This window comes from Candidatus Enterococcus myersii (assembly GCF_017316025.1).
GTDB classification, from domain to species: Bacteria; Bacillota; Bacilli; order Lactobacillales; family Enterococcaceae; genus Enterococcus_C; species Enterococcus_C montenegrensis.
This window is the reverse complement of the sequence record NZ_JAFLVT010000018.1, coordinates 264,109-284,001: the sequence shown is the minus strand read 5'-3', so window position 1 is coordinate 284,001 and position 19,893 is coordinate 264,109. Positions and strand designations below refer to the sequence as shown.

Here is a 19,893-nt window from a genome sequence, read left to right as displayed (position 1 = left end):
TAATTTTACAATCGACGAATTATTAATCGTTCAAGATATTTATGATGACACTAAAACTTCAGCTAGTGCGGATGTTTATTTCCCAGTCGTACCCGGAACAAAAAAAGAAGGTACGCTAATTAATACAGAGCGCAGACTATCTCCAATGCGCCCGGCTTTAACTTTAGGTGAAAATGAAAAAACAGATTATCAAGTCTTTTATCAAATGGGTCAAGCTTTGGGGATGGAGACAGAAAATCTATTGCATGGTTGGGAAACGCCGGCGAAAGCTTTCAATTTAATGGCAAAATGTTCGGCTAATATGCCCTGTGATTTTACCGGTGTGACCTACGCAGAATTAGAAAATTCTAAAGGAGTGCAATGGCCCTACACACCAGCACATAAAAAAAGTAATACCCCAGATGAACGCCGTTTATATGAAGATGGTCAATATTATACGCCAACGAAAAAGGCCAATTTTGTCTTTGAAGCACCAGTTGAAAACCCTGTTGCTTTATGTGATGAATTTCCATTACTTTTAAATACCGGGCGTGGAACGGTTGGGCAGTGGCACACGCAAACGAGAACCCGTGAGATTTTAGAAGTGCAAGATGCCGTGGAAAGAATGGCTTATGTTTTAATGCATCCGCAAAAAGCTAGCGATCTAAATGTAAAAAATAAAGATATCGTTTATGTATCTTCTATGAATGGCCACAGCGAAAAATTTGAAGTTATTGTTTCGCAATTTGTAAATGAAAATGAATTGTATGCCCCGATGCATTATATTGAAGTCAATCGGTTGACGCCATCGGTTTATGACGCGTATTCAAAAGAACCGTCTTATAAATCCACGCCAGTGCGTATCGACAAGGTTGAAAAGGAGTCTGTTTAAAAAATGAAACGAATCAAGATTGATCGTAATAAATGTATCAGCTGTTTAACTTGTGTCACCGCTTGTTCTGTGGCTCACAACGGGGAAGATCCTCGTAATCGCGTTGTCGTCAGTGATGAAGGGGTGAATTCTCCCATTTTTTGTCGCCACTGTGATTTACCTGAATGTGTGTATACTTGCATGACAGGTGCAATGTATAAAGATTACGAAACGGGATATGTTTTATATGATAAAGACAAATGTGCGAGTTGTTATATGTGTGTCATGGCTTGCCCTTATGGGGTATTAAAAGCCGATCGACTGCAGCACAAGGTTATTATGAAATGTGATATGTGTTTGGATCATCCAAGCAAGACACCACAATGTGTAGAAAAGTGTCCAATGCAGGCAATTACACTAGAGGAGGTTAAATAATGGAATACGTTGTAGTTGGTGCTTCTGCTGCTGGGATTAATGCTTTAAAAACATTGGCTAAGCTAGCGCCAAATGATAATTTAACGTTGATTTCAAAAGACGAAGCCATTCACTTTCGTTGTATATTGCATCACTATTTGGAAGGTTCACGAGATGTTTCGCAATTGAATTTTACTGACGCCAATTTTATTGAAAAGAATAATATTCGTTGGCTAAAAGGCGTTTCCTTAACTGCCATTGATACAAGTACACAAGTATTAACTTTATCTGATGGTAAAAAAGTTGTGTACGATAAAGTTTTACTTGCAACAGGTGCTTCGACATTTTTTCCACCGGTTAAAAATATTAAAGACGCCGCTAATGTAATTGGACTGCGGAATTTAGACGACGCCATTTTTATTAAAGAAAAATTGCCACAAGTAGAGAACATTGTTGTCATGGGGGCGGGTCTTGTTGGGATTGATGCAGTCGAAGGTCTGCTTCATTACGGCAAGGATTTAACTTTAGTCGAGTTCGGTGATCGCTTATTACCAATTCAATTGGACCATAAAGCTTCGCAAAGATATCAGGATGCCTTTGCAGCATATGGCGTGAAACAACGGTATAATACCGCCGTTCAAGAAGTTTTAATGGATGAAACAGGCAAGGTCAAAGAATTAGCCCTATCAGATGGGACAACAATTCCCTGTGATCTATTGATTGTCGCTACAGGTGTTCGTTCCAATGTACAATTTTTAGAAGGTACACCCGTTGAAACGGATCGTTTTGGCATGTTGTTTAATCCATTAGGGGAAACAAATGTTGCTAATGTTTATGGTGCCGGTGATGTATCCGGAAAAAATCCAATCTGGCCCGCAGCAGTTAAAGAAGGAATTATTGCCGCAAGTAATATGGTGGGACAAAAACGTGTATTGACAGACTTTTTTGCCAGTAAGTCAACTATGACTTTCTTAAAAATCCAGACCATGTCCCTAGGCTCGCCAATTCCTGCGGATGATACTTACCAAGTTGAAATAAGGGAAAGCCCTGGTCAATATAAAAAAATTATTCATAAAGATGGAATTATTACAGGAGCAGTTATTCAAGGAGATCTATCTTACAGCGGTATTTTGACGCAATTGGTCAAAGAGCAAATTCGGATTGATAAATTAAAAAAGTGTGTGTTTGACATTAATTATTCGGATTTCTTTAATATGACGGAAAACTTTGAATTTGGTTTTTGTACAGATTAAAAATTTAGGTGGACATTGTACTTTAAGGCTATGACAAGTGTAGAGCTAGCATCTGATTAGGTAGAAATAAGGTTATTTTTAAATAGCGGAATACTTCTAGTTTGATGCTATCAGAGTATGAAGCTGAGATCATGGAAATTTGAATGTGGAAACTTCACATGATTTCAGCTTCATTCAAAAGTAGTAAGCATACCTTTAAGCTACTAGCATTACTTGCTCACTTTTTAACAAATAACACAGCGGATTTTTCCGTGAAAATAGTTTTTTATTAATCCAATAGGAGCGTGAAGTTATGAAAAAAATGATTCAAGGATCTGATAAACTACCGGTAGGCGCGGTGGCTACCACAGTAGGTTTATGTACATTAGCCAATGCTTTTAATGCCATTGGTTTTAGTGGTATCCGCCATCTTGTTATGTGGTTTGCACTAATCGTGTGGGTTTTAACAATCAGCAAAATTGTATTGCATTTTGATACCTTTAAAAAAGAATATACACAAGTTGTCCCCGGCAGTTTATACGCTGCGGTAATGATGTTAACGGCAATTTTATCCAGTTATATCTATCCTTACTTGCCAATTTTGGGTATTGGTATGTGGTATGTGGCAGTGGTAGTACACGCAGCTCATATTTTGTTTTTCACCTGGCGCAATGTAATCAGAGAATTTAATCTTAAAACATTTTTACCTTCTTGGTTTGTTACCTACGTGGGAATTTTAGTCCCAGTGGTGGTGGGAACAGCTTATGGAAATCCGATTATTTTAAAAGCTTTACTGGGCTATGGTTTTGTAATTTCTGCTATTTTGGTGCCGGCCATGTTTATCCGTATTTTGAAATTGGGCATGGCAAGCCAAACAGAATTAATGAAAACTATCTTTTTAGCACCACCTAGCCTGTGTTTGGTTAGCTATTTTAACTTAACGGCACAACCAAACATGATGCTTGTAACGTTTTTATATGCGTTAATTTGTTTGATTTTCTTATATATCTTAAAAAGTCTGCCAAATTTTGTGAATCGACCATTTGATGGCACCTTTGCTGCTCTAACTTTCCCGATGGCCATCAGCTTAATTGCGACATTGAATACGGCACGTTTTTTAATCAATGTGGGACATACAGCGCCAGGGAATTTTTTCAATCAAGTTTTTGGTGCAAAATTATTTTTGATCACGTTAGTTATTGGGTATGTGGTGTATCACTTTACCCACAATTTTGTATTGGCAACTGTTAAAAAGCCTGTTACAAAAGTAAGTATTGAAGAAGTTGAAGTTGTCGAATAAATAGAATAAAGATGATAAGAGCTGTGATAAATCTCCAGCTCTTTTTTTATCGTAAAAGAAAATGTGAGTATTTACAAAAAAATTAGAATAGTAGTAGTTTTAACAATGTCTGGCTTTACAAATTCGCTTGCTGGCAATTAGTGCAAAAAAAAGACACAAAGAAAGATTCTTTGTGTCTGTGAGCATAAACGCCCCTGCCAAGGTAATTTTACTATAACAGTTTTTTTATAGGATACAAGGATAAGTTTTATTTTACCCGGACAATTTCATCAGCCATGGCTTCTAATTCATCACGATGGTGGCTGACGATAATGGCTGGGATTTTTTCAGTTGCTAAAAGCTCTTTGGTTAATGTGATAGCCTCTTGCCTCATTTCATCATCTAAGCCATTAAAGGGTTCATCTAACAGTAATAATTGGGGGCGACTATACAAGGCACGTGCCAAAGCAACTCGTTGTTTTTGTCCGCCGGAAAGTTTGTAGATGGGCTGCTTTAAAAGACTTGTGATATTCAAACGGGTAGATAAAAAGCTTAAGTAGTCACTAGCAGGGGGTGTTTGTTTTTTCTTCACAGCTGTTTTTTGACTAAATAGAATATTCTCTGTGACATTTAAATTAGGAAATAAAGCTACATCTTGCATCACATAGGCTAAATTTCGTTGATTGGTGGGTAATGAAAAGTTTTTACGGGTATCTTCCCACGTTACATCGTTAAACGTAAGTTTGCAATCATCGGCTGTAATAAGCCCGGCAATGGCGTTTAAAATAGTTGTTTTGCCCACGCCGGAAGGACCGCTAAGTCCCGTTACCGGAGCAAAAAAATCATAATGAAAAGTTAGATTTTTAGGAGTTAGTTGGGTTTTAATTTGTAGTTTTAAACTCATCTAAAAGCTCCTTTTTTGATAATAGGTAAGTAGTTGAATGAAAAGCAGTAAAATAATCCCGATAACCACGTTAATAAAACTTAACGTATAGGCTAAGTTTTGATTTCCTTGTTGGACAGCAAAATAAATGGCGGTAGCAAGGGTATCTGTTTTACCTTCGATGAAACCTGCGACCATTAAACTAGCGCCAAATTCTCCTAAGCCCCGGCAAAAAGCTAGGATAATACTTGCAACCAGGCTGTGCCAACAGTTGGGCAAAATAACGCGCCACAAGACTTCACGCCGATTTGCTGACAGCGTTTTGGCAACGGCAATCAAGTTTTTAGGAACGGCCGCAAAGGCTCCTTTTAATCCTTGAAATATTAACGGTAAAATCACGATGACAGTAGCCAAAGTGGCACCTTGTAAAGTGAAAATTAATGAGAAATTAACTTGTTCCAATAACTGGCCTAAAACGCCATAACGGCCAAATAACTGTAATAAATAAAATCCAACAATCGTTGGGGGTAAGACCAAGGGAAGTAAAAAAATAATTTCGACAATTTTTTTGCCGCGATAAGGATAATAAACATCCCAATAGGCAAAGGGTAATGCAATTAAAAAGGCGATAATTGTCGCAACTGTCGCCACAATCAGGGAATGCAGGAGTGGGCTTAGCAAATAGTTCAACTCCTTTTCTCGTAGTTACGCGCAATTGTAAGGGTATATTATTCTTATTGCGCCATAGTAAAGCCATATTTTTCTAAAACTGTTTGACTTTCTGATTTGCCTAAGTAGGTATTGAATTTTGTGACTGCCGCTTTATTTTTGCTGTCTTTTACAACGCCAGTATAGTATAAAATATCTTCGTGCAAATCATTTTCCACATCTGCCAAAACGGCAACTTTATCACTGGTAAGGGCATCTGTCTTGTAGACAAAACCAACCTCTGCATTGCCTGCTTCAACATAGGCTAATACCTGGCGTACATCACTGGCCATAACAAGGTGCTCTTTGACGGCATTATATAAGACCGCTTTTTCCAAGCTTTGTTTTGCATATTGTCCAGCTGGAACGGTTTCTGGGTTACCGATGGCGATTTTTTTTACATCAGCTACAATAGTTGCTAGATCAGCTTTCTTGCGATCGTCTTGTTTGTTTTTGACGATTACCAAAGTATTTTCTAACAACTTATTTTCAGCTTCCAATTTGCCAGCTTCAATTAATTTATCTGTATCGGCTTTACTTGCCAATAAAACACCATCAATGGGGGCGCCAGCGACAACTTTTTCACGAATTGCACCAGAACCACCATAATCAATATCTAAATGAATGGAGGGATTGGCCTTTTCGTAATTTTTTTCAATTTCACCTAAGGCATCTTTTAAGCTCGCTGCTGCTGAATAGTGAAGGGTCACTTCTGGTTGCGGAGAAGGTGTTTGGGCAGCTTCTTTTTTAGTGCAGCCAGCAGTACCTAACGTTAGCAGAAATAAAGGGACAAGTAAGACGATTTTTTTCATGTTAAGCGCTCATTTCGATAATGTATTTTGATTTACCACGTTTTGATCGGCAAAAATTGGGATGGCTAAAAGATAAGCTAAAAAATTTTTCATTCGTTGGCTTTTTGTTAAAAAGTACGTCAGGTCATCTTTACAAAAAGACAAATGGGCTACCGTGTAGTGATTCTTCTGGTTAGCATCTTGTAAGTAGCAATTACGTTTTGAAAGAAGCGCAGACAAACTATCTTGGCTAATATCAGGATAATCTACGGCGAGGATCAAATAGTCTTGTCTGGTAGTCCCACACTGATTTTGACTTGCCGCCGCATAAAGTGCGCTTAAGGGGCCGCAGTCAATAAATGGAAGACAGTCTGTCAGCACGATCGCAGATTTTGGCAATATGTTTTTTAGCGCTTGCTGATTATTAGCATTGCCGCAAATAAAAACAGTATCTGTCAGTGCTGCAAGTTTTTGATAGGCCAAACAAACCCAGTACTCTTTATAAAGTGCATCAAAATATAACGCCTTATCGCTACCAAAACGACTGGAGTGACCACCGGCCAAAATAATTCCAATTGTCATAAAATCCCCCTTTGCCAAAAACTCTTCGTTAGTTTATCATAGGGCAGAAGTCAGAACAGCTAGGGAGTTCCCTATATGTGAAAAAATACGCAAGCGAAGGTGAAGATATGTATTTAAATCGAGATGTTATTACATTGGCACAAGCAAAAGAAAGATTAGCAGCAGTGGCACCCAAAAAAATAACACAAGAAAAACAAGTCGAAGAAACGTTGGGATATATTTTAGCCCAAGATATAATAGCCCCTTTTCCACAACCGGCTTTTCGCCGTTCGGGTTATGATGGCTATGGTATTTTAGCTGAAGATGATCGCGATTATCCGATTACCTTAACACTTGCTGCTGAAGTGCCAGCCGGATCTGAGCTGAAAAAAAAATTACAGCCAAAAGAAACGATCCGAATTATGACCGGAGCAAAAGTTCCTGATGAAGTTGCAAAAGTTATTATGCTGGAAAACACCCATATGTTAGCTGACGGAAAAGTTGTGATCAAAGCAGGTAGCCGTAATGATAATATAACCCCAATTGGAGAAGAATTTGAAAAAGGGGCAGTTTTACTGACAAAAGGAACGCTCATTAATGCGGGGGCAATTAGTTTGATGTCAGCCTTTGGTTTTGCGACTTGCTTGGTTTATAAGCGGCCAAAAGTAGCAATTCTAGCGACCGGGACAGAATTGTTACAGCCAAAAGATGCGCCTGTTGCTGGAAAAATTTACAATTCGAATGGGCCTTTATTGGAAGCCTTAGTAAAAGAAAATGGTGGAAAAGTCGTCTATTGTGGGCAAATTGCTGATGATATAAAAAGTCTTGAAGAAAAGCTAGACGACTTAGCTAAAAAAGCCGATCTAATTTTGACTACCGGTGGTGTTTCCGTGGGGGATTTTGATTTCCTTGCAGTTGCGGCCAAAGAAAGTGGGCAACTATTGTTTAATAAACTTGCCATGCGACCAGGTAGTCCCACTACGGCGTTTGTCTATGAAAAAACGCTAGTCATGGCACTTTCAGGTAATCCAGGAGCCTGTTTTACTGGCTTTTATTTATTATTTGAGAGTTTATTGCAAAATATGCAAGGAAATTCCACTGAAATTAAAATTACGAAGATGAAATTGGCGCATGATTATCAAAAGCCAAATAGTTTTGATCGTTATTTACGGGGAACGTGGGAAGAAACTGCGACCGGCAAAGTGGTCTCATTAGTCGGCAGCGATCAATCCAGCGCCTTAGGAAACTTGCATTTGACAACCTGCTTTTTTAAAATTCCCCATGATACAGTTGTAACTGCAGGAACGGAGGTAGAAGTTTGGTGCTTACCTTACAAATAATTGGCAAGAAAAAAAGTGGCAAGACCACAACTATGATCAATTTCATTCAAGCAAGTCAACAGTTAGGCTTAAAAACAGCCGCGTTTAAACATACCCATCATAGTGTGGCAATGGATGTAGCAGGTACAGATACGGCGCGCTTTAGTGAGGCGGGAGCAGATCAAGTAGGAATGCAGCAAGACGGTGGTTTTTTTTGGCATGAAGTACGTCAGCCTGAAAAAAAGTTTTGTTAGCGACTGAAATCAATGATTTTGTCCGACCACAAACAGATTTGGTTTTAATAGAGGGTTTCAAATGGGAAAAATATCCCAAATTATTGTTGTTGCGTCCACAAGATGAAGTTGCTGATTTTTCAAAATTTGGTCCCTTTGATTATGTGGGGACGATTTTTCCTGAAAATAGAGGTGCAAAATTAATAGATTTAACCTCTAAGGAGAAAAGCCAGACTTGGTTTGAAAACTGGGTCAAAGAACAGGAGCAAAGACAAATGAACAATGAATTAACGCATTTCAATGAACAAGAGCGGGCAAAAATGGTAGATGTCACCGACAAAAAGGTAAATTACCGGATGGCAACGGCACAAGCGACAGTAAAAATGACCAAAGAGACGTTACAACGGATTAAAGCAGGCCAAGTAAAAAAAGGGGATGTGTTAGCTGTCGCCCAAGTAGCAGGTATTATGGCAGCAAAAAAAACGAGTGAATTAATTCCGATGTGTCATTTGCTACTTCTAAGTGGCGTGGATATATTATTTACCGATAATGAAGTTGATACGTTGACTATTCAGGCAACAGTCAAAGTAAATGGGCAGACAGGTGTAGAGATGGAAGCATTAACGGCGTGTCAAATTACAGCATTAACAGTTTACGACATGTGTAAAGCAATGGATAAGGGCATGGTGATTACTGACTGTCACTTGGTAGAAAAAATTGGTGGTAAAAGTGGGCATTACACCAAGCAATAAGCAACACTTAGTTTTTTAAAGAAGAAATAAATAATCCCAAATGAACAATGCAACGTAAAAAGTACAAGTTGCAGTTCATTTGGGGTGTTTTTTATTCATCATAAAAAATGAGTAGCACTTATTTTCGGCGCTCTTTTAATAGATGGACTAATTCTGGCAAGATGAGTTTTTCCATGCCTAACTGACAAGCCTTCGTGGAACCAGGTAAACAAAAAAGCAAAGTATCATCTTGGGTAAAACCCGCTAAAGCGCGAGAAGCAAGGGCGTGGCTGCCAATTTCTTTAAAGCTAAGATAACGAAATAATTCCCCAAAGCCCGGTATTTCCTGCACTAGAAGTGGTGTGATGGCTTCAAAGGTGACATCACGTTTGGCGATACCGGTACCGCCATTTAAAATAATTGCGTCGCTATTAGCCACCAGTGAGCCGACCCCATGGGTAATTGCAGCGCAATCATCTTTAACGATAATATGTCGGGATGGATTGAAATTCTTTTTTGTTAACAATTCAAAAATCAGCTGACCGGAAAAATCATCTGCCAGACTACGGGTATCGCTAACGGTGAGGATACTTACATTAACTTTCATGGGCAATTAAAGCTCCTTTTACAAGATTGTCTAAATACGGTTGAATCGACTTGCTAGAGGTAAAGCCATAAAAATGAAGACGGCCATTGGGAAATAATGTGAACTCATAGTCATCCCAAGTAAAGCGAGCGGCTAAAGGATTTTTCTTTAATGGCAACTGCTGTTTTTGACAAAAGTGATCAATTAGAAAGAAAGTAGCTGCGGGTATTTGAGTGGAAAAGACATTTTGACCGCACATTTTTTTTATCATAAAATTTTGGGGAGCGTTTTTTAATTCTGTTTTTTGGCAGTATTTACAATGAGCTTGTTTTTTTACTTTAAAATTTTGTAACTGGTAAGACCAAGCATCGATATAAAGCATTTCATCCCAGATAACTTCTTTTGGATTTGTGATGATTTTTAAAGCCAGACTGACCTGGTAACTACTAATCATTGGCACTAAAGGTGTTATGACGCCTAATAAATCACAATCTTTTTGAATAAGAGCGTCTAATTGTGGCAATGCACAACCTAAACAAGGGGCATCGACAGGATTTATAGCCATCACCTGTCCACTTGTGGCCGCCAGCGCAGCAAAAACAAAAGGAATTTTATAGTAGTGACAATAGTTATTGATTTCTTCACGAACCTGATAGTTGTCAGAGCAATCTAAGATTAAATCAGGGCAACTTTCTTCTTGCAAAATGTAATCGCTGAAACTTTCTTTATAAGCAAAAATCTTCGCGCTGCTATCAATTTTACTTAAAGCATTTTTTGCAGCTTCGACTTTGGCAACGTTATTTGTGGCATCAGCTTCGGTAAAAAGGGTTTGCCGTTGTAAATTACTTAACTCCACATAGTCAAAATCCAGTAAAGTCATTTTTTTAATCCCCATGCGCAGCAGCTGTTCTGCTGTATAACTGCCAAGTGCTCCGCAGCCAACGATTAAAACGTGGACTTGGGCAATTTTTTCTTGACCGCAGGGGCCAATTTTTTTGACTCGGATTTGACGATCGTATCGTTCCATGACAACCTCCTTAAAAAATAGCGATAGTAGTAGCTAAAAAGACAAAAATTCTCACGTTAACATAACATAAGAATAAAAAAAAGGGAATTGGGGAGTGCACTTATTTCTTTTTTTATCGAAAAGCATTACAATACGTTCAGTATCTCACAAATTAGAAAGCGAGGAAACGTTATGGCGCTTGTTAAATTACAGACAGAACCAATTGATGTTGCCTTTTATTATAATCAATTAAAAGATCCCCGATATGGTGGCATCGTTACTTTTGCGGGTGTCATTCGCGAGTGGACCGGTGCAATCCAAACAAAAGGGATCGGCTATACAGCCTATGAAGAAATGGCAGAAAAAGAACTTTTAAATTTAGCGACTAAAGTCGAAGCAAAAGGCGCAAAAGTCGTTTTGGTTCACCGTTTAGGAGAATTGAAAATTGGCGAAGAAGCGGTATTTATCGGGGTGGCTTGTCCCCATCGTAAAGATGCTTTTGTAGGCTGTGAATATTTAATTGATCATTTGAAAAGAAATGTTCCAATTTGGAAAAAAGAATACGATACAGATAAAGTCCGCTGGGGAGGTTTAAGCCAATGATACCCATTAAATTATTTGCTTATTTGGCTGAAGCGATTGCGCCGGAAATTAGCGTAGCACTACCAACAGAAATAAAAAAAGAAGATTTATTGGCAATTGTAGCCAAGACTTACCCGAATTATGCTGCTGAAATTGAAACTTGTAGTGTGGCAGTAAATCAAAATTTTGTGCAAGATGAAACAATCTCTTTGACTAAGACAGATGAAGTAGCGTTAATTCCACCTGTAAGTGGAGGTTAACATGACAAATGCAATGCTTATAAAAAAACAAGAAAAAACTTTACAGGATCGTTTTGGCCGCCAGCATGATTATTTACGTCTTTCGATTACGGACCGCTGTAATTTACGTTGTGTGTACTGTATGCCAGAAGAAGGGCTACCATTTTTTCCCCACGAAAAAGTTTTAAGCGCTACTGAAATTATTACTTTAGTAAAACACTTCGCCAAAATGGGCATCAAAAAAGTGCGTTTAACGGGTGGCGAGCCTTTATTACGCAAAGATATACTGGAAATTGCGGCAGGAATTAAGGCAATTGACGAGATTGAAGATTTATCAGTGACGACAAATGGGCTGGCTTTACCAAGAATGGCTGCTGATTTAAAAAAAGCAGGGGTTGATCGGTTAAATATCAGTTTAGATACTTTTGATGCTAAAAAGTATCACCAGATGACGCGGGGTGGCAAATTAGAAAAAGTGCTTGCAGGAATTGATGCTGCTAGTCAGCAAGGCTTTAAAGCTATTAAACTAAATACAGTTGTCATAAATGGACAGAATCAAACGGAATTGAGGGATTTTTTGCGTTATACGATAACTCAGCCGGTTAATGTACGCTTTATTGAATTTATGCCAATTGCCAGTCAAAAAAAGAATTGGACGCAAGGCTATGCCGGGGTAAAAGAAGTCTTTACAATTTGTCAGACTGAAGGTTGGGCATATGAAAAAATGACATTGTCCGGTAATGGCCCTTCAGAGAATTATCAAATTAAAGGCGCAAAGGGATCTTTTGGTTTAATCCACCCTGTAAGTTGTCAATTTTGTGAAAGTTGCAATCGCCTGCGAGTTACAGCAGATGGTTGTTTAAAATCTTGCCTTTATTGGGCAGATGAAATTAATTTGCGTAACAAACTAGATGACGCGGCGGCTTTTGAAGCAGCTGTGGTTACGGCTTTAAACGATAAGCCAGAAAATCATCAAATGGCATTAGATGAACAAGAAAAAGTAAAAGAGCGACAACCTACTTGGCGACACATGAGTCAAATTGGTGGATAAGGAAAATAAAAGTAAGAAAACGACCTTTGTAAAGTTTAGTTCTTAGACTAACCTTACAAAGGTCGTTTTTTATGGTGCTTTAAAATTTACTGGGATAATAACTCATTATCGGTATTTCTAAAAACTATACTAAAAACGCAAATAAAATGCACAAGGATTTTTGAAAAGGTAATAGCGCTATAGCCTAAATAGATCTAAAGCACCATAAACATCGAAAAAAAATAGCTTATAAAAAAGCTGTTGTAATTTTTTTGGCGCATCTTCTACACATGTGCCAGTACTGCCCACACTAATAGGGTAACTCCGCTACCAAAGAGCCAGCCTCCTAGAACATCTGTCAGAAAATGGACGCCCAAATAGATACGGGAAAATCCAATCAGCCCGGCGATTGTCACGGCTGCTGCAACCAATAAGAAGGCTAGTTGCGGATAAAGAGCCCAGCTGCCCAATGCTAAGCTGAGGTATAGCGCCGCCGAACAGGTAGCGTGGAAACTGGGAAAGCTATGGTCTGTCTCCTCGGTTAGTCGCTTTCCCTCTGGTCGTGGTCGTTTCATTCCCCGCTTCATGGCAAATGCCAGCCACCAGCTAATCGTTAAGGCAATTCCCGCCGGCCGGACTACTTTCCACCAGAATCCAGGGATCAGCGCCAATGCAATCATCACCACCACGACGCCGGAAAAGCGCCCCAACTGGGTAAAAAAGAACATCACTTTATTTATAGCTGGACGCCGCAGGCTGACTACTTTTTTTCTCATTTTATTTTCTTTAGCTATTTTTTGACAGAACATTTTTTAATAAATAATCGTATTAACTAAAAAACAAATCTTTCCTTTTTAAATTAGCGCGGACAATTCTGTATGGGGTAAATCCAAATCTTCTGCAACAGCCTGCAGGGTTAATTGCCCTTTATACGTATTGACCCCATGATATAAGGCATCGTTATATTGTAATAAATCTTCTAAATTAGTTGTTGCTAATAATTTTGCGTAAGGCAATGTAGCATTGCTTAGGGCATGAGTTGAAGTTTGAGGTACAGCTCCAGGCATGTTGGCAACAGCGTAATGAATAACGCCTGACGCAATATAAGTCGGATCTTTGTGAGTGGTTACTTTACTACCAGTAGCAAAAATTCCGCCTTGATCAATGGCAATGTCAACGATAACAGATTCATTGGGCATTGCGGCTACCATTTCTTCTGTCACCAAAACTGGAGCTTTGTGACCAGGAAGTAAGACAGCACCGATGACTAAATCAGCTGTTTTTAACGAATTACGAATATTCAGTTCATTGGAAATTAGAGTTTGAACTTGTCCGTTAAAAATATCATCCAATTCTTTTAAACGATTGATATTTACATCTAAAATCGTCACTCGTGCTCCCAAACCAAGTGCTAAACGTGCCGCGTTATATCCTGAAACGCCACCACCAATAATGACGACATTACCTTGGCGGACACCTGGAACACCCGCAAGTAAAATTCCCTTACCACCAAATGTTCGCTGTAAATATTGTGCCCCAATTTGTGCGGCCATTCTACCTGCAATTTCACTCATCGGAGAAAGTAGTGGTAGACTACCATCTGCTAATTGAACATTCTCATAAGCAATCGCAGTAACACCGCTTTTCATCAATTCAAGTGTTAATTCTTTATTGGCAGCTAAATGGAGGTAAGTAAATAAAACTAGCCCTGCTCTAAAATACTGATACTCACTTGGCTGTGGTTCTTTTACTTTCATCACCATGTCGCAGTTCCAAACCTCGGCAGCATCGGTCAAAAGTGCGCCAACTTTTTGATACGCCACATCAGCAATACCAGAACCCAAGCCAGCTTCGCTTTCTACTAAGACAGTGTGGCCAGCTTTCACGAGCTCTAAGACACCACTTGGGGGTAGTGCCACCCGATTTTCATGATTTTTAATTTCTTTGGCAATTCCGATTCGCATCTACATCACTCCTTTATTTTTTGAACTTTTGGCTTACGAAAAAGCAAAACGAATCCTGTGTAGCAAAATTTTATAACCAAAATATGAAATAAAACGGCCTTTTCTTACTTTCTAGTATAGAGGAATGGGAAACGATTACAAAGAAACTTTTCAAAATTATGGAAAAAAGCGACAAAATTCTTGTGAGAAAGTAAAACGATGGCTAGAATAGAAAAGACAAGAGGTGATGAAATGCTCAAAAAGTTACAAAAGAAATTGAACGAGTATAATCATGAATATCACGTTTTAAATTTAACCTTATCCATTATTTGGATTATTTTGATGCTGTTAGATTTTGCATCTGTCATTAATATTAATGAAAATCCGTTTCGTGTTGTTGATTATTTGATTTGGATTTTATTTACCATTGATTATTGTGGGCGTTTGCTTGTTGATCCAGCTAAAAAAACTTTTTTCAAAAAGAATATTTTTGATTTGATTGCGATTTTGCCCCTTAATTTCATTTTTGGAGTACTAGGACTTGCGCATTTTGGCAAAATTGCCCGTATTAATCGTATTGCCCGAATTATCGGACTATTTGGGAAGCTGTCGCGCAATAAGCGCAGTATTTTATATACCAATGGTTTTATTTATGTCCTTTATATTAGTTTAGGGATTATTGTGATTGGAGCCGGACTATTCTCTATTGCAGAAAATCGCTCTTTTGCAGACGCTTTGTGGTATGCAATTGTTACAGTTACCACAGTTGGGTATGGAGACATTGCCCCTACGACTGATGCTGGTAAATTGATTGCCGCAGTTCTGATGCTATTAGGGATTGGTTTTATCGGGATCTTGACCTCAACAATCACCTCTTATTTCAGCCATAAAAACGAAGCCATGCGACAAGTGGAAGAGGATAGTGAATTAGCTGAGTTGAAAAAGGAAATCATTTTATTACAGAATCAATTAGATCGGATTGAAAAAATGTTAAAAAAATAAAAGCTCTAAAAAAATAGCCGCTAGCAAGTTAATTAAACTGCTAGTGGCTATTTTTTATACTCATTAAGACAGTAAGAAAAGCCTAGCTTTTGGTGAAAGTCCAATAATGGACAGCCTCATTTGTTAAATCTTGGGGATGAAATAATTCTTTGTAAGTTGCTTTTGCGGGCGTATCATTAGGGTCTAAAACTAAAATTTGATTGTCTGCCTCTGCTCCAAGTACCATAATATGTCCCACATCGGTAAAACGACCCGGTTTGACAGAGACGACAACGGGGATTTTTTGCCTCAAGTAGTGTTGCACACTTTGAAAATCAGTACCTAAATCATGATATTGCAGTTGGTAGTGATGAGCAAAATCACTAAAAATTTGCCAAGCAGTTCCTTGTCCGGCAACAAAATAATTATTTTGGGCCCAATTTAAAATATCTTGGGGGACGGCTTCTTTTCCTTCAAAATAAGAAAGCACCATTGTCAAAGATAAAATTGCACAGCCGTTTTGGGCTAGTGTATTGTTATCGCCACTACCATAGGTATCATTAGCCCAACGTTCGTCTGTCTGTAAAATCAAAGGTGTGGGGATCTGATTTCCTTTTAAAGTATGATTGGCTTGTTGACTATACTCCTCTTGACTAATGCTTGCACTTTGTAATGGAGTATCCTGCGTAGGGTTTATAAAAAAAAGCCAAATTACACCTAAAATAAGCATGCAAAAACCGATAAAAATTATTTGGGGTTGGCGGGATTTCTTTTTTGCCATGAAAACACCTCGCTTTTGATTCATACTGGGTTTACTCTAAAGCAAAATTCTAAAAAAAGATATCGGTCATGGGTCTGATTTACCAAACCTTAAATTTTATCAGTCGTTTGAAAGCGTCATTAAAAAAAGATACTTTCAAATAAAATGAGCGACTTAGTCAGTACAAAAGATGATAGGTGATTCATCTGAATTGAAACTCATGTTATTTAAGTGTTGACAAATTTTTTTTAAGTTGGTAATGTAATGGAGTTCAAAACGAAACGATTACGATTTATATAATGAAAAACGAAAAGAGGTAAGACAAATGGCAAAAAAATCAAAAATTGCAAAAGCGAAAAGACAAGAAGCTTTAATTGAGAAATACGCCGTGCAACGTAGGGAATTAAAAGCAGCAAAAGACTATGTTGCTTTAGCCAAACTACCAAAAGACTCCAATCCCAATCGCTTGAAATTCCGCGATCAAATCGATGGTCGTCCCCGGGCGTATATGCGTAAATTTGGGATGTCCCGTATCAATTTCCGCCAATTAGCCCACAAAGGGTTAATTCCGGGCGTGAAAAAGGCTAGCTGGTAAGAAATAAACACGTGATTTGGAGGAATGAAAAATGGCAGTACCTGCACGAAAAACATCAAAAATGAAAAAACGGCTTAGACGAACCCATCAAAATTTGAAACGACCAGAAATTTCTTTTGATGCTGCTACGGGAGATTACAGACGTTCTCATCGTGTTTCTTTAAAAGGATATTACAAAGGGCGCAATGTGGCAGAGGAAAAATAAAGGAGGGAGAAGTTTGCAAATTATTTATCCGCCTTTAGTGGAAGACTGCTTTAATTATCAACAGGAAAAAAACGGGATTCTACTTGAAAAAAGTCAAATTTATAAAGATATGGTGGCTGCTGGCTTGATTACCCAAACTGGCATGCCAACTGAAAGTGCGTTGGAAAATGGCATGATTAAAGATTTTTACGAAGAAAAAGATTTGAGTTTTGAGGATTTCTTAGCTTTGTATCCTATTTTTATAAACTATGATGCAGACTTATTCCAACAAATTGATGGTTTTTGGGAAATAACTTTGGATTTTAAAAATGAATTGTTACAAGCGTTAGCTGCCAACGTTTTTGACTATGATGAAACTTTGCAGCTACAAATGTATCTAGAAGAGCGCTAGGAGGTTAAAAAATGCGTCAAAATATTATCTTAGAGTCGCCGATAACAAAAGAACGTTTATATCTAACGAGTAAAAATAAACGTAACAGCCCCGAACGCTTAACGCTAAAAAAATATTCACCTCAGTTACGTCAAAAAGTGATATTTACAGAAGTGAAATAGACAGCAAATTAAGTTTTTTTAAGCTAAAAAAAATAAGGAGGAAGATGATGGAAAAAACAGATTTGGCGAGTGCCTATCGCAGGCTGAAAAGCCCCAATATTAAAACCCGTAAACGGGCGCTAAAAATAATCAAAGAATACAAACGCGATAAAATTAGAGCCTATTATGCCGTAAATTAAAAATGTCTAGCGCAATTGTCAGGTTGACTTTTGCGCTAGACATTTTTTATGGGCAGAAAGTATAAAATTTTCACATGAATAAATTACTTTAAGACAAGTTTTCAAAACATTTGAAGAACGATTTCCAACAATTTTGTTCTTATTTTTAAAAAGCTGATCACGTTTAGTGGCAACCTTTTATTCGTATTCTTCTAATTCCAGGCTTAATTCTTCCCATTTTTCTAACAGCTCGTTTTGTTTACTACGGGCAACCTCTAATTTTTCATTTAATTCTTGTAGTTGCAGATGATCAGCTAAAATTTCTGGTTTTACCATTTCGGCTTCTAGTTGGTCGATTATTTCGTCTGTCTCACTCATCTTTTGTTCCACATCGCCTACTTTACGTTGTAGGCTGCGGAGAAGTTTTTGTTGTTCTTTACTTTTTTGGAAGTTTTCTTTACCAGCGGAGATAACAACGGGTGTGTCATTGTTTTCCGCAGCGAGTAGGGCGGCAATTTCTTCTTCTTCTTTTTTCTTTTCAAGATAATAATCGTAATCACCTAAAAATAACCGACTGCCTTCTGGGGACAGCTCGATGACTTTGGTGGCGATTCGGTTGATGAAGTAACGGTCATGGGAAACAAAAAGCAAAGTTCCTTCGTAGTCGATCAAGGCATTTTCTAAGACCTCTTTGTTATCAATATCCAAGTGGTTAGTAGGTTCATCTAAGATCAAAAAGTTTTCTTCATCCATTGCCAGTTTTGCTAATGCGACACGTGCCTTTTCACCACCACTTAATAAATTAATTGGCTTATCCACATCTTCACCAGAAAACAAGAAGCTCCCTAAGACATTGCGAATTTCTAATTCTGGGGTAGTAGGATGTTCATCCCATAATTCTTGTAGAATCGTTTTATTGCTGTTTAAGTCTGCTTGGCCTTGATCGTAATAGCCAATGGAAACATTCGCCCCTAATTGGGCTTCACCGCGGATAAACGGAAGCTGTCCGATTAAGGATTTTAATAACGTAGACTTGCCGATGCCGTTTGGTCCGACTAAAGCAATGGCGTCTTGTCGGCGAATATCTAAGTCCACAGGTTGGGCTAAAATATCAGTGGGGCTGTAGCCAATTGCCCCATCGTTTAATTGTAAAACGACATTACCAGACACTTTATCAATATGGAAAAGAAAATGTGCTGATTTTTCTGCACCTTGAGGTCGATCTAGCCGTTCCATTTTTTCCAGTTGTTTGCGGCGACTTTGGGCTCTTTTGGTTGTCGAGGCGCGGACTAAATTTCGCGCAACAAAATCTTCTAGCTTATTAATTTCTTGTTGTTGCTTTTCATAGGCTTTCCACTCACTGGCTAATTGTGCGGCTTTTAAATCCAAATAGCGACTGTAATTGCCTTTGTAGTGGGTCATTTTATGACGACTCAACTCGTAAATTTCATTGGTTACTTTATCTAAAAAGTAACGGTCGTGAGAAACAATCAGTAAGGCACCGCTATAGTTTTGTAAATAGTTTTCTAGCCAGCTTAACGTTTCTATATCTAAGTGGTTAGTAGGTTCATCTAATATTAAAATATCTGGTTTTTGCAAAAGCATGCGGGCTAAAGCCAGTCGCGTTTTTTGGCCACCGGAAAGGTTGTTAATTTTTTGCTGATAAAAGCTTTCATCAAATTGAAAACCGTGTAAAACAGAGCGGATTTCATTTTCATAACCGTAGCCGTTACTATCAGCAAAATCGTGTTGTAATTTATCGTACTCTTTTAAGGTACTTTCATAATCACTGCCACTGGGATTGCTTTCTGAAATTTTGACTTCTAAAGTTCGCATCCGCTGTTCCATTTGTCGGACCTTTTCAAAAGCGGTCAGCATTTCATCCCAAATTGTTGCCTCAGAAGTTAAGCCGGTATCTTGGGCTAGATAGCCTAAGGTTGCAGTTTTATTTTTAGCGATTGTTCCTTCATCGGGGGCTTCAATGCCGGCGATGATTTTTAATAGAGTGGATTTGCCGGCCCCATTACGCCCCACCAGTCCAATGCGTGCTTTTGTAGCAATCTCTAAATGAATATTGCGAAATAAGACTTCTGCGCCAAAAAGGCGGGCAATTTGATTTGCTTGTAATAATATCATGGATAATCTTCCTTTGAATGAAATATGTCATCTGACTGTTTTTTCACAAATTTTAAAATAAAGCTAAAAAAATTAGCAAAAAAATTCAGCGTATCAGTTGTAGTCTATCATAATTTTCC

26 protein-coding genes are annotated in these 19,893 nt (G+C 38.3%); 16 read left to right on the top strand and 10 right to left on the bottom strand.

The features are described from left to right. From JZO76_RS12965 to JZO76_RS12950, 4 genes are all read left to right on the top strand, one after another. The coding region (locus JZO76_RS12965; protein WP_206905316.1) for a molybdopterin oxidoreductase family protein at positions 1-871 on the top strand (871 nt) is incomplete at its 5' end. Between the two features lie 3 nt (positions 872-874). Then, positions 875-1,285, top strand: coding sequence for a 4Fe-4S dicluster domain-containing protein (locus JZO76_RS12960; RefSeq protein ID WP_206905375.1), 411 nt, complete (start codon positions 875-877; stop codon positions 1,283-1,285). Continuing rightward, positions 1,285-2,517 (top strand): NAD(P)/FAD-dependent oxidoreductase, encoded by a 1,233-nt coding sequence (locus tag JZO76_RS12955; RefSeq protein ID WP_206905313.1) that lies wholly within the window; start codon positions 1,285-1,287, stop codon positions 2,515-2,517. The genes JZO76_RS12960 and JZO76_RS12955 overlap by 1 nt, the downstream gene beginning before the upstream one ends. Positions 2,518-2,809: 292 nt before the next feature. Further along, positions 2,810-3,796: a TDT family transporter gene (locus JZO76_RS12950; protein ID WP_206905311.1), complete on the top strand. Its 987-nt coding sequence runs from the start codon at positions 2,810-2,812 to the stop codon at positions 3,794-3,796. 247 nt (positions 3,797-4,043) lie between these two features. Here the strand turns inward: JZO76_RS12950 and JZO76_RS12945 are convergent, their stop codons facing one another. Genes JZO76_RS12945 through JZO76_RS12930 form a run of 4 tightly spaced genes read right to left on the bottom strand, consistent with a single transcriptional unit; the run spans position 4,044 to position 6,739 of the window. Continuing rightward, positions 4,044-4,679, bottom strand: a complete 636-nt coding sequence (locus tag JZO76_RS12945; protein WP_206905308.1) for an ATP-binding cassette domain-containing protein — start codon at positions 4,677-4,679, stop codon at positions 4,044-4,046. Next, entirely contained in the window at positions 4,680-5,339 is a 660-nt protein-coding gene (modB, locus tag JZO76_RS12940) for a molybdate ABC transporter permease subunit (RefSeq protein WP_206905296.1), read from the bottom strand. Positions 5,340-5,392: 53 nt separating this feature from the next. After that, entirely contained in the window at positions 5,393-6,178 is a 786-nt protein-coding gene (modA, locus tag JZO76_RS12935) for a molybdate ABC transporter substrate-binding protein (RefSeq protein WP_206905286.1), read from the bottom strand. 9 nt (positions 6,179-6,187) lie between these two features. Continuing rightward, positions 6,188-6,739 (bottom strand): NTP transferase domain-containing protein, encoded by a 552-nt coding sequence (locus tag JZO76_RS12930; RefSeq protein WP_206905283.1) that lies wholly within the window; start codon positions 6,737-6,739, stop codon positions 6,188-6,190. A gap of 77 nt (positions 6,740-6,816) precedes the next feature. Between JZO76_RS12930 and JZO76_RS12925 the strand changes: the two genes are divergently transcribed. The 3 genes from JZO76_RS12925 (at position 6,817) to moaC (ending at position 9,022) form a co-directional block, all read left to right on the top strand. After that, the gene (locus tag JZO76_RS12925) at positions 6,817-8,058 is read left to right on the top strand and encodes a molybdenum cofactor synthesis domain-containing protein (RefSeq protein WP_206905280.1); all 1,242 of its coding nucleotides are present in this window, start codon (positions 6,817-6,819) and stop codon (positions 8,056-8,058) included. Next, a complete protein-coding gene (locus tag JZO76_RS12920; protein WP_206905277.1) occupies positions 8,040-8,291 on the top strand; it encodes a molybdopterin-guanine dinucleotide biosynthesis protein MobB in 252 nt (83 codons plus the stop codon). Before JZO76_RS12925 ends, JZO76_RS12920 begins: the two co-directional genes overlap by 19 nt. A 254-nt stretch (positions 8,292-8,545) precedes the next feature. Then, on the top strand, positions 8,546-9,022 hold the full coding sequence (moaC, locus tag JZO76_RS12915) for a cyclic pyranopterin monophosphate synthase MoaC (RefSeq protein WP_206905374.1): 477 nt from the start codon (positions 8,546-8,548) through the stop codon (positions 9,020-9,022). 118 nt (positions 9,023-9,140) lie between these two features. On the opposite strand, the gene JZO76_RS12910 is transcribed toward moaC, so the two are convergent. Both JZO76_RS12910 and JZO76_RS12905 read right to left on the bottom strand, forming a co-directional pair. Next, positions 9,141-9,608 carry a MogA/MoaB family molybdenum cofactor biosynthesis protein gene (locus JZO76_RS12910; RefSeq protein WP_206905270.1) on the bottom strand — a complete coding sequence of 156 codons (468 nt, stop codon included), beginning with the start codon at positions 9,606-9,608 and terminating at the stop codon, positions 9,141-9,143. Beyond that, positions 9,598-10,614 carry a HesA/MoeB/ThiF family protein gene (locus JZO76_RS12905; RefSeq protein ID WP_206905267.1) on the bottom strand — a complete coding sequence of 339 codons (1,017 nt, stop codon included), beginning with the start codon at positions 10,612-10,614 and terminating at the stop codon, positions 9,598-9,600. Before JZO76_RS12905 ends, JZO76_RS12910 begins: the two co-directional genes overlap by 11 nt. 171 nt (positions 10,615-10,785) lie before the next feature. Between JZO76_RS12905 and JZO76_RS12900 the strand changes: the two genes are divergently transcribed. From JZO76_RS12900 to moaA, 3 genes are read left to right on the top strand one after another with little or no spacing between them, the layout of a single operon-like run. Continuing rightward, positions 10,786-11,196 carry a molybdenum cofactor biosynthesis protein MoaE gene (locus JZO76_RS12900; protein WP_206905265.1) on the top strand — a complete coding sequence of 137 codons (411 nt, stop codon included), beginning with the start codon at positions 10,786-10,788 and terminating at the stop codon, positions 11,194-11,196. Next, complete coding sequence (locus tag JZO76_RS12895; RefSeq protein ID WP_206905263.1) at positions 11,193-11,435, top strand: MoaD/ThiS family protein; 243 nt, start codon at positions 11,193-11,195, stop codon at positions 11,433-11,435. The genes JZO76_RS12900 and JZO76_RS12895 overlap by 4 nt, the downstream gene beginning before the upstream one ends. A gap of 1 nt (position 11,436) precedes the next feature. Continuing rightward, positions 11,437-12,465 carry a GTP 3',8-cyclase MoaA gene (moaA, locus tag JZO76_RS12890; protein ID WP_230709299.1) on the top strand — a complete coding sequence of 343 codons (1,029 nt, stop codon included), beginning with the start codon at positions 11,437-11,439 and terminating at the stop codon, positions 12,463-12,465. A gap of 263 nt (positions 12,466-12,728) precedes the next feature. On the opposite strand, the gene JZO76_RS12885 is transcribed toward moaA, so the two are convergent. Both JZO76_RS12885 and ald read right to left on the bottom strand, forming a co-directional pair. Continuing rightward, positions 12,729-13,253, bottom strand: a complete 525-nt coding sequence (locus JZO76_RS12885; protein WP_206905262.1) for a phosphatase PAP2 family protein — start codon at positions 13,251-13,253, stop codon at positions 12,729-12,731. A 45-nt stretch (positions 13,254-13,298) separates the two neighbouring features. After that, positions 13,299-14,408 (bottom strand): alanine dehydrogenase, encoded by a 1,110-nt coding sequence (ald, locus tag JZO76_RS12880; protein WP_206905260.1) that lies wholly within the window; start codon positions 14,406-14,408, stop codon positions 13,299-13,301. A gap of 198 nt (positions 14,409-14,606) precedes the next feature. On the opposite strand from ald, the gene JZO76_RS12875 reads away from it, so the two are divergent. Further along, positions 14,607-15,389, top strand: a complete 783-nt coding sequence (locus JZO76_RS12875; protein ID WP_242595885.1) for a potassium channel family protein — start codon at positions 14,607-14,609, stop codon at positions 15,387-15,389. Positions 15,390-15,471: 82 nt separating this feature from the next. On the opposite strand, the gene JZO76_RS12870 is transcribed toward JZO76_RS12875, so the two are convergent. Further along, positions 15,472-16,173: a C39 family peptidase gene (locus JZO76_RS12870; protein ID WP_242595884.1), complete on the bottom strand. Its 702-nt coding sequence runs from the start codon at positions 16,171-16,173 to the stop codon at positions 15,472-15,474. A gap of 280 nt (positions 16,174-16,453) precedes the next feature. Between JZO76_RS12870 and rpsN the strand changes: the two genes are divergently transcribed. From rpsN to JZO76_RS12845, 5 genes are read left to right on the top strand one after another with little or no spacing between them, the layout of a single operon-like run. Further along, a complete protein-coding gene (gene rpsN / locus JZO76_RS12865) occupies positions 16,454-16,723 on the top strand; it encodes a 30S ribosomal protein S14 (protein ID WP_206905259.1) in 270 nt (89 codons plus the stop codon). 31 nt (positions 16,724-16,754) lie between these two features. Then, positions 16,755-16,928 carry a 50S ribosomal protein L32 gene (gene rpmF, locus JZO76_RS12860; RefSeq protein WP_206905253.1) on the top strand — a complete coding sequence of 58 codons (174 nt, stop codon included), beginning with the start codon at positions 16,755-16,757 and terminating at the stop codon, positions 16,926-16,928. A gap of 13 nt (positions 16,929-16,941) precedes the next feature. Then, complete coding sequence (locus tag JZO76_RS12855) at positions 16,942-17,319, top strand: hypothetical protein (RefSeq protein WP_206905251.1); 378 nt, start codon at positions 16,942-16,944, stop codon at positions 17,317-17,319. An 11-nt stretch (positions 17,320-17,330) separates the two neighbouring features. Next, entirely contained in the window at positions 17,331-17,480 is a 150-nt protein-coding gene (gene rpmG / locus JZO76_RS12850) for a 50S ribosomal protein L33 (protein ID WP_206905249.1), read from the top strand. A 47-nt stretch (positions 17,481-17,527) separates the two neighbouring features. After that, positions 17,528-17,659: a putative metal homeostasis protein gene (locus tag JZO76_RS12845; RefSeq protein WP_206905247.1), complete on the top strand. Its 132-nt coding sequence runs from the start codon at positions 17,528-17,530 to the stop codon at positions 17,657-17,659. A gap of 177 nt (positions 17,660-17,836) precedes the next feature. Here JZO76_RS12845 and JZO76_RS12840 read toward each other — a convergent pair whose 3' ends face one another. Then, the gene (locus JZO76_RS12840) at positions 17,837-19,774 is read right to left on the bottom strand and encodes an ABC-F family ATP-binding cassette domain-containing protein (RefSeq protein ID WP_206905245.1); all 1,938 of its coding nucleotides are present in this window, start codon (positions 19,772-19,774) and stop codon (positions 17,837-17,839) included. Positions 19,775-19,893 lie beyond the last annotated feature (119 nt).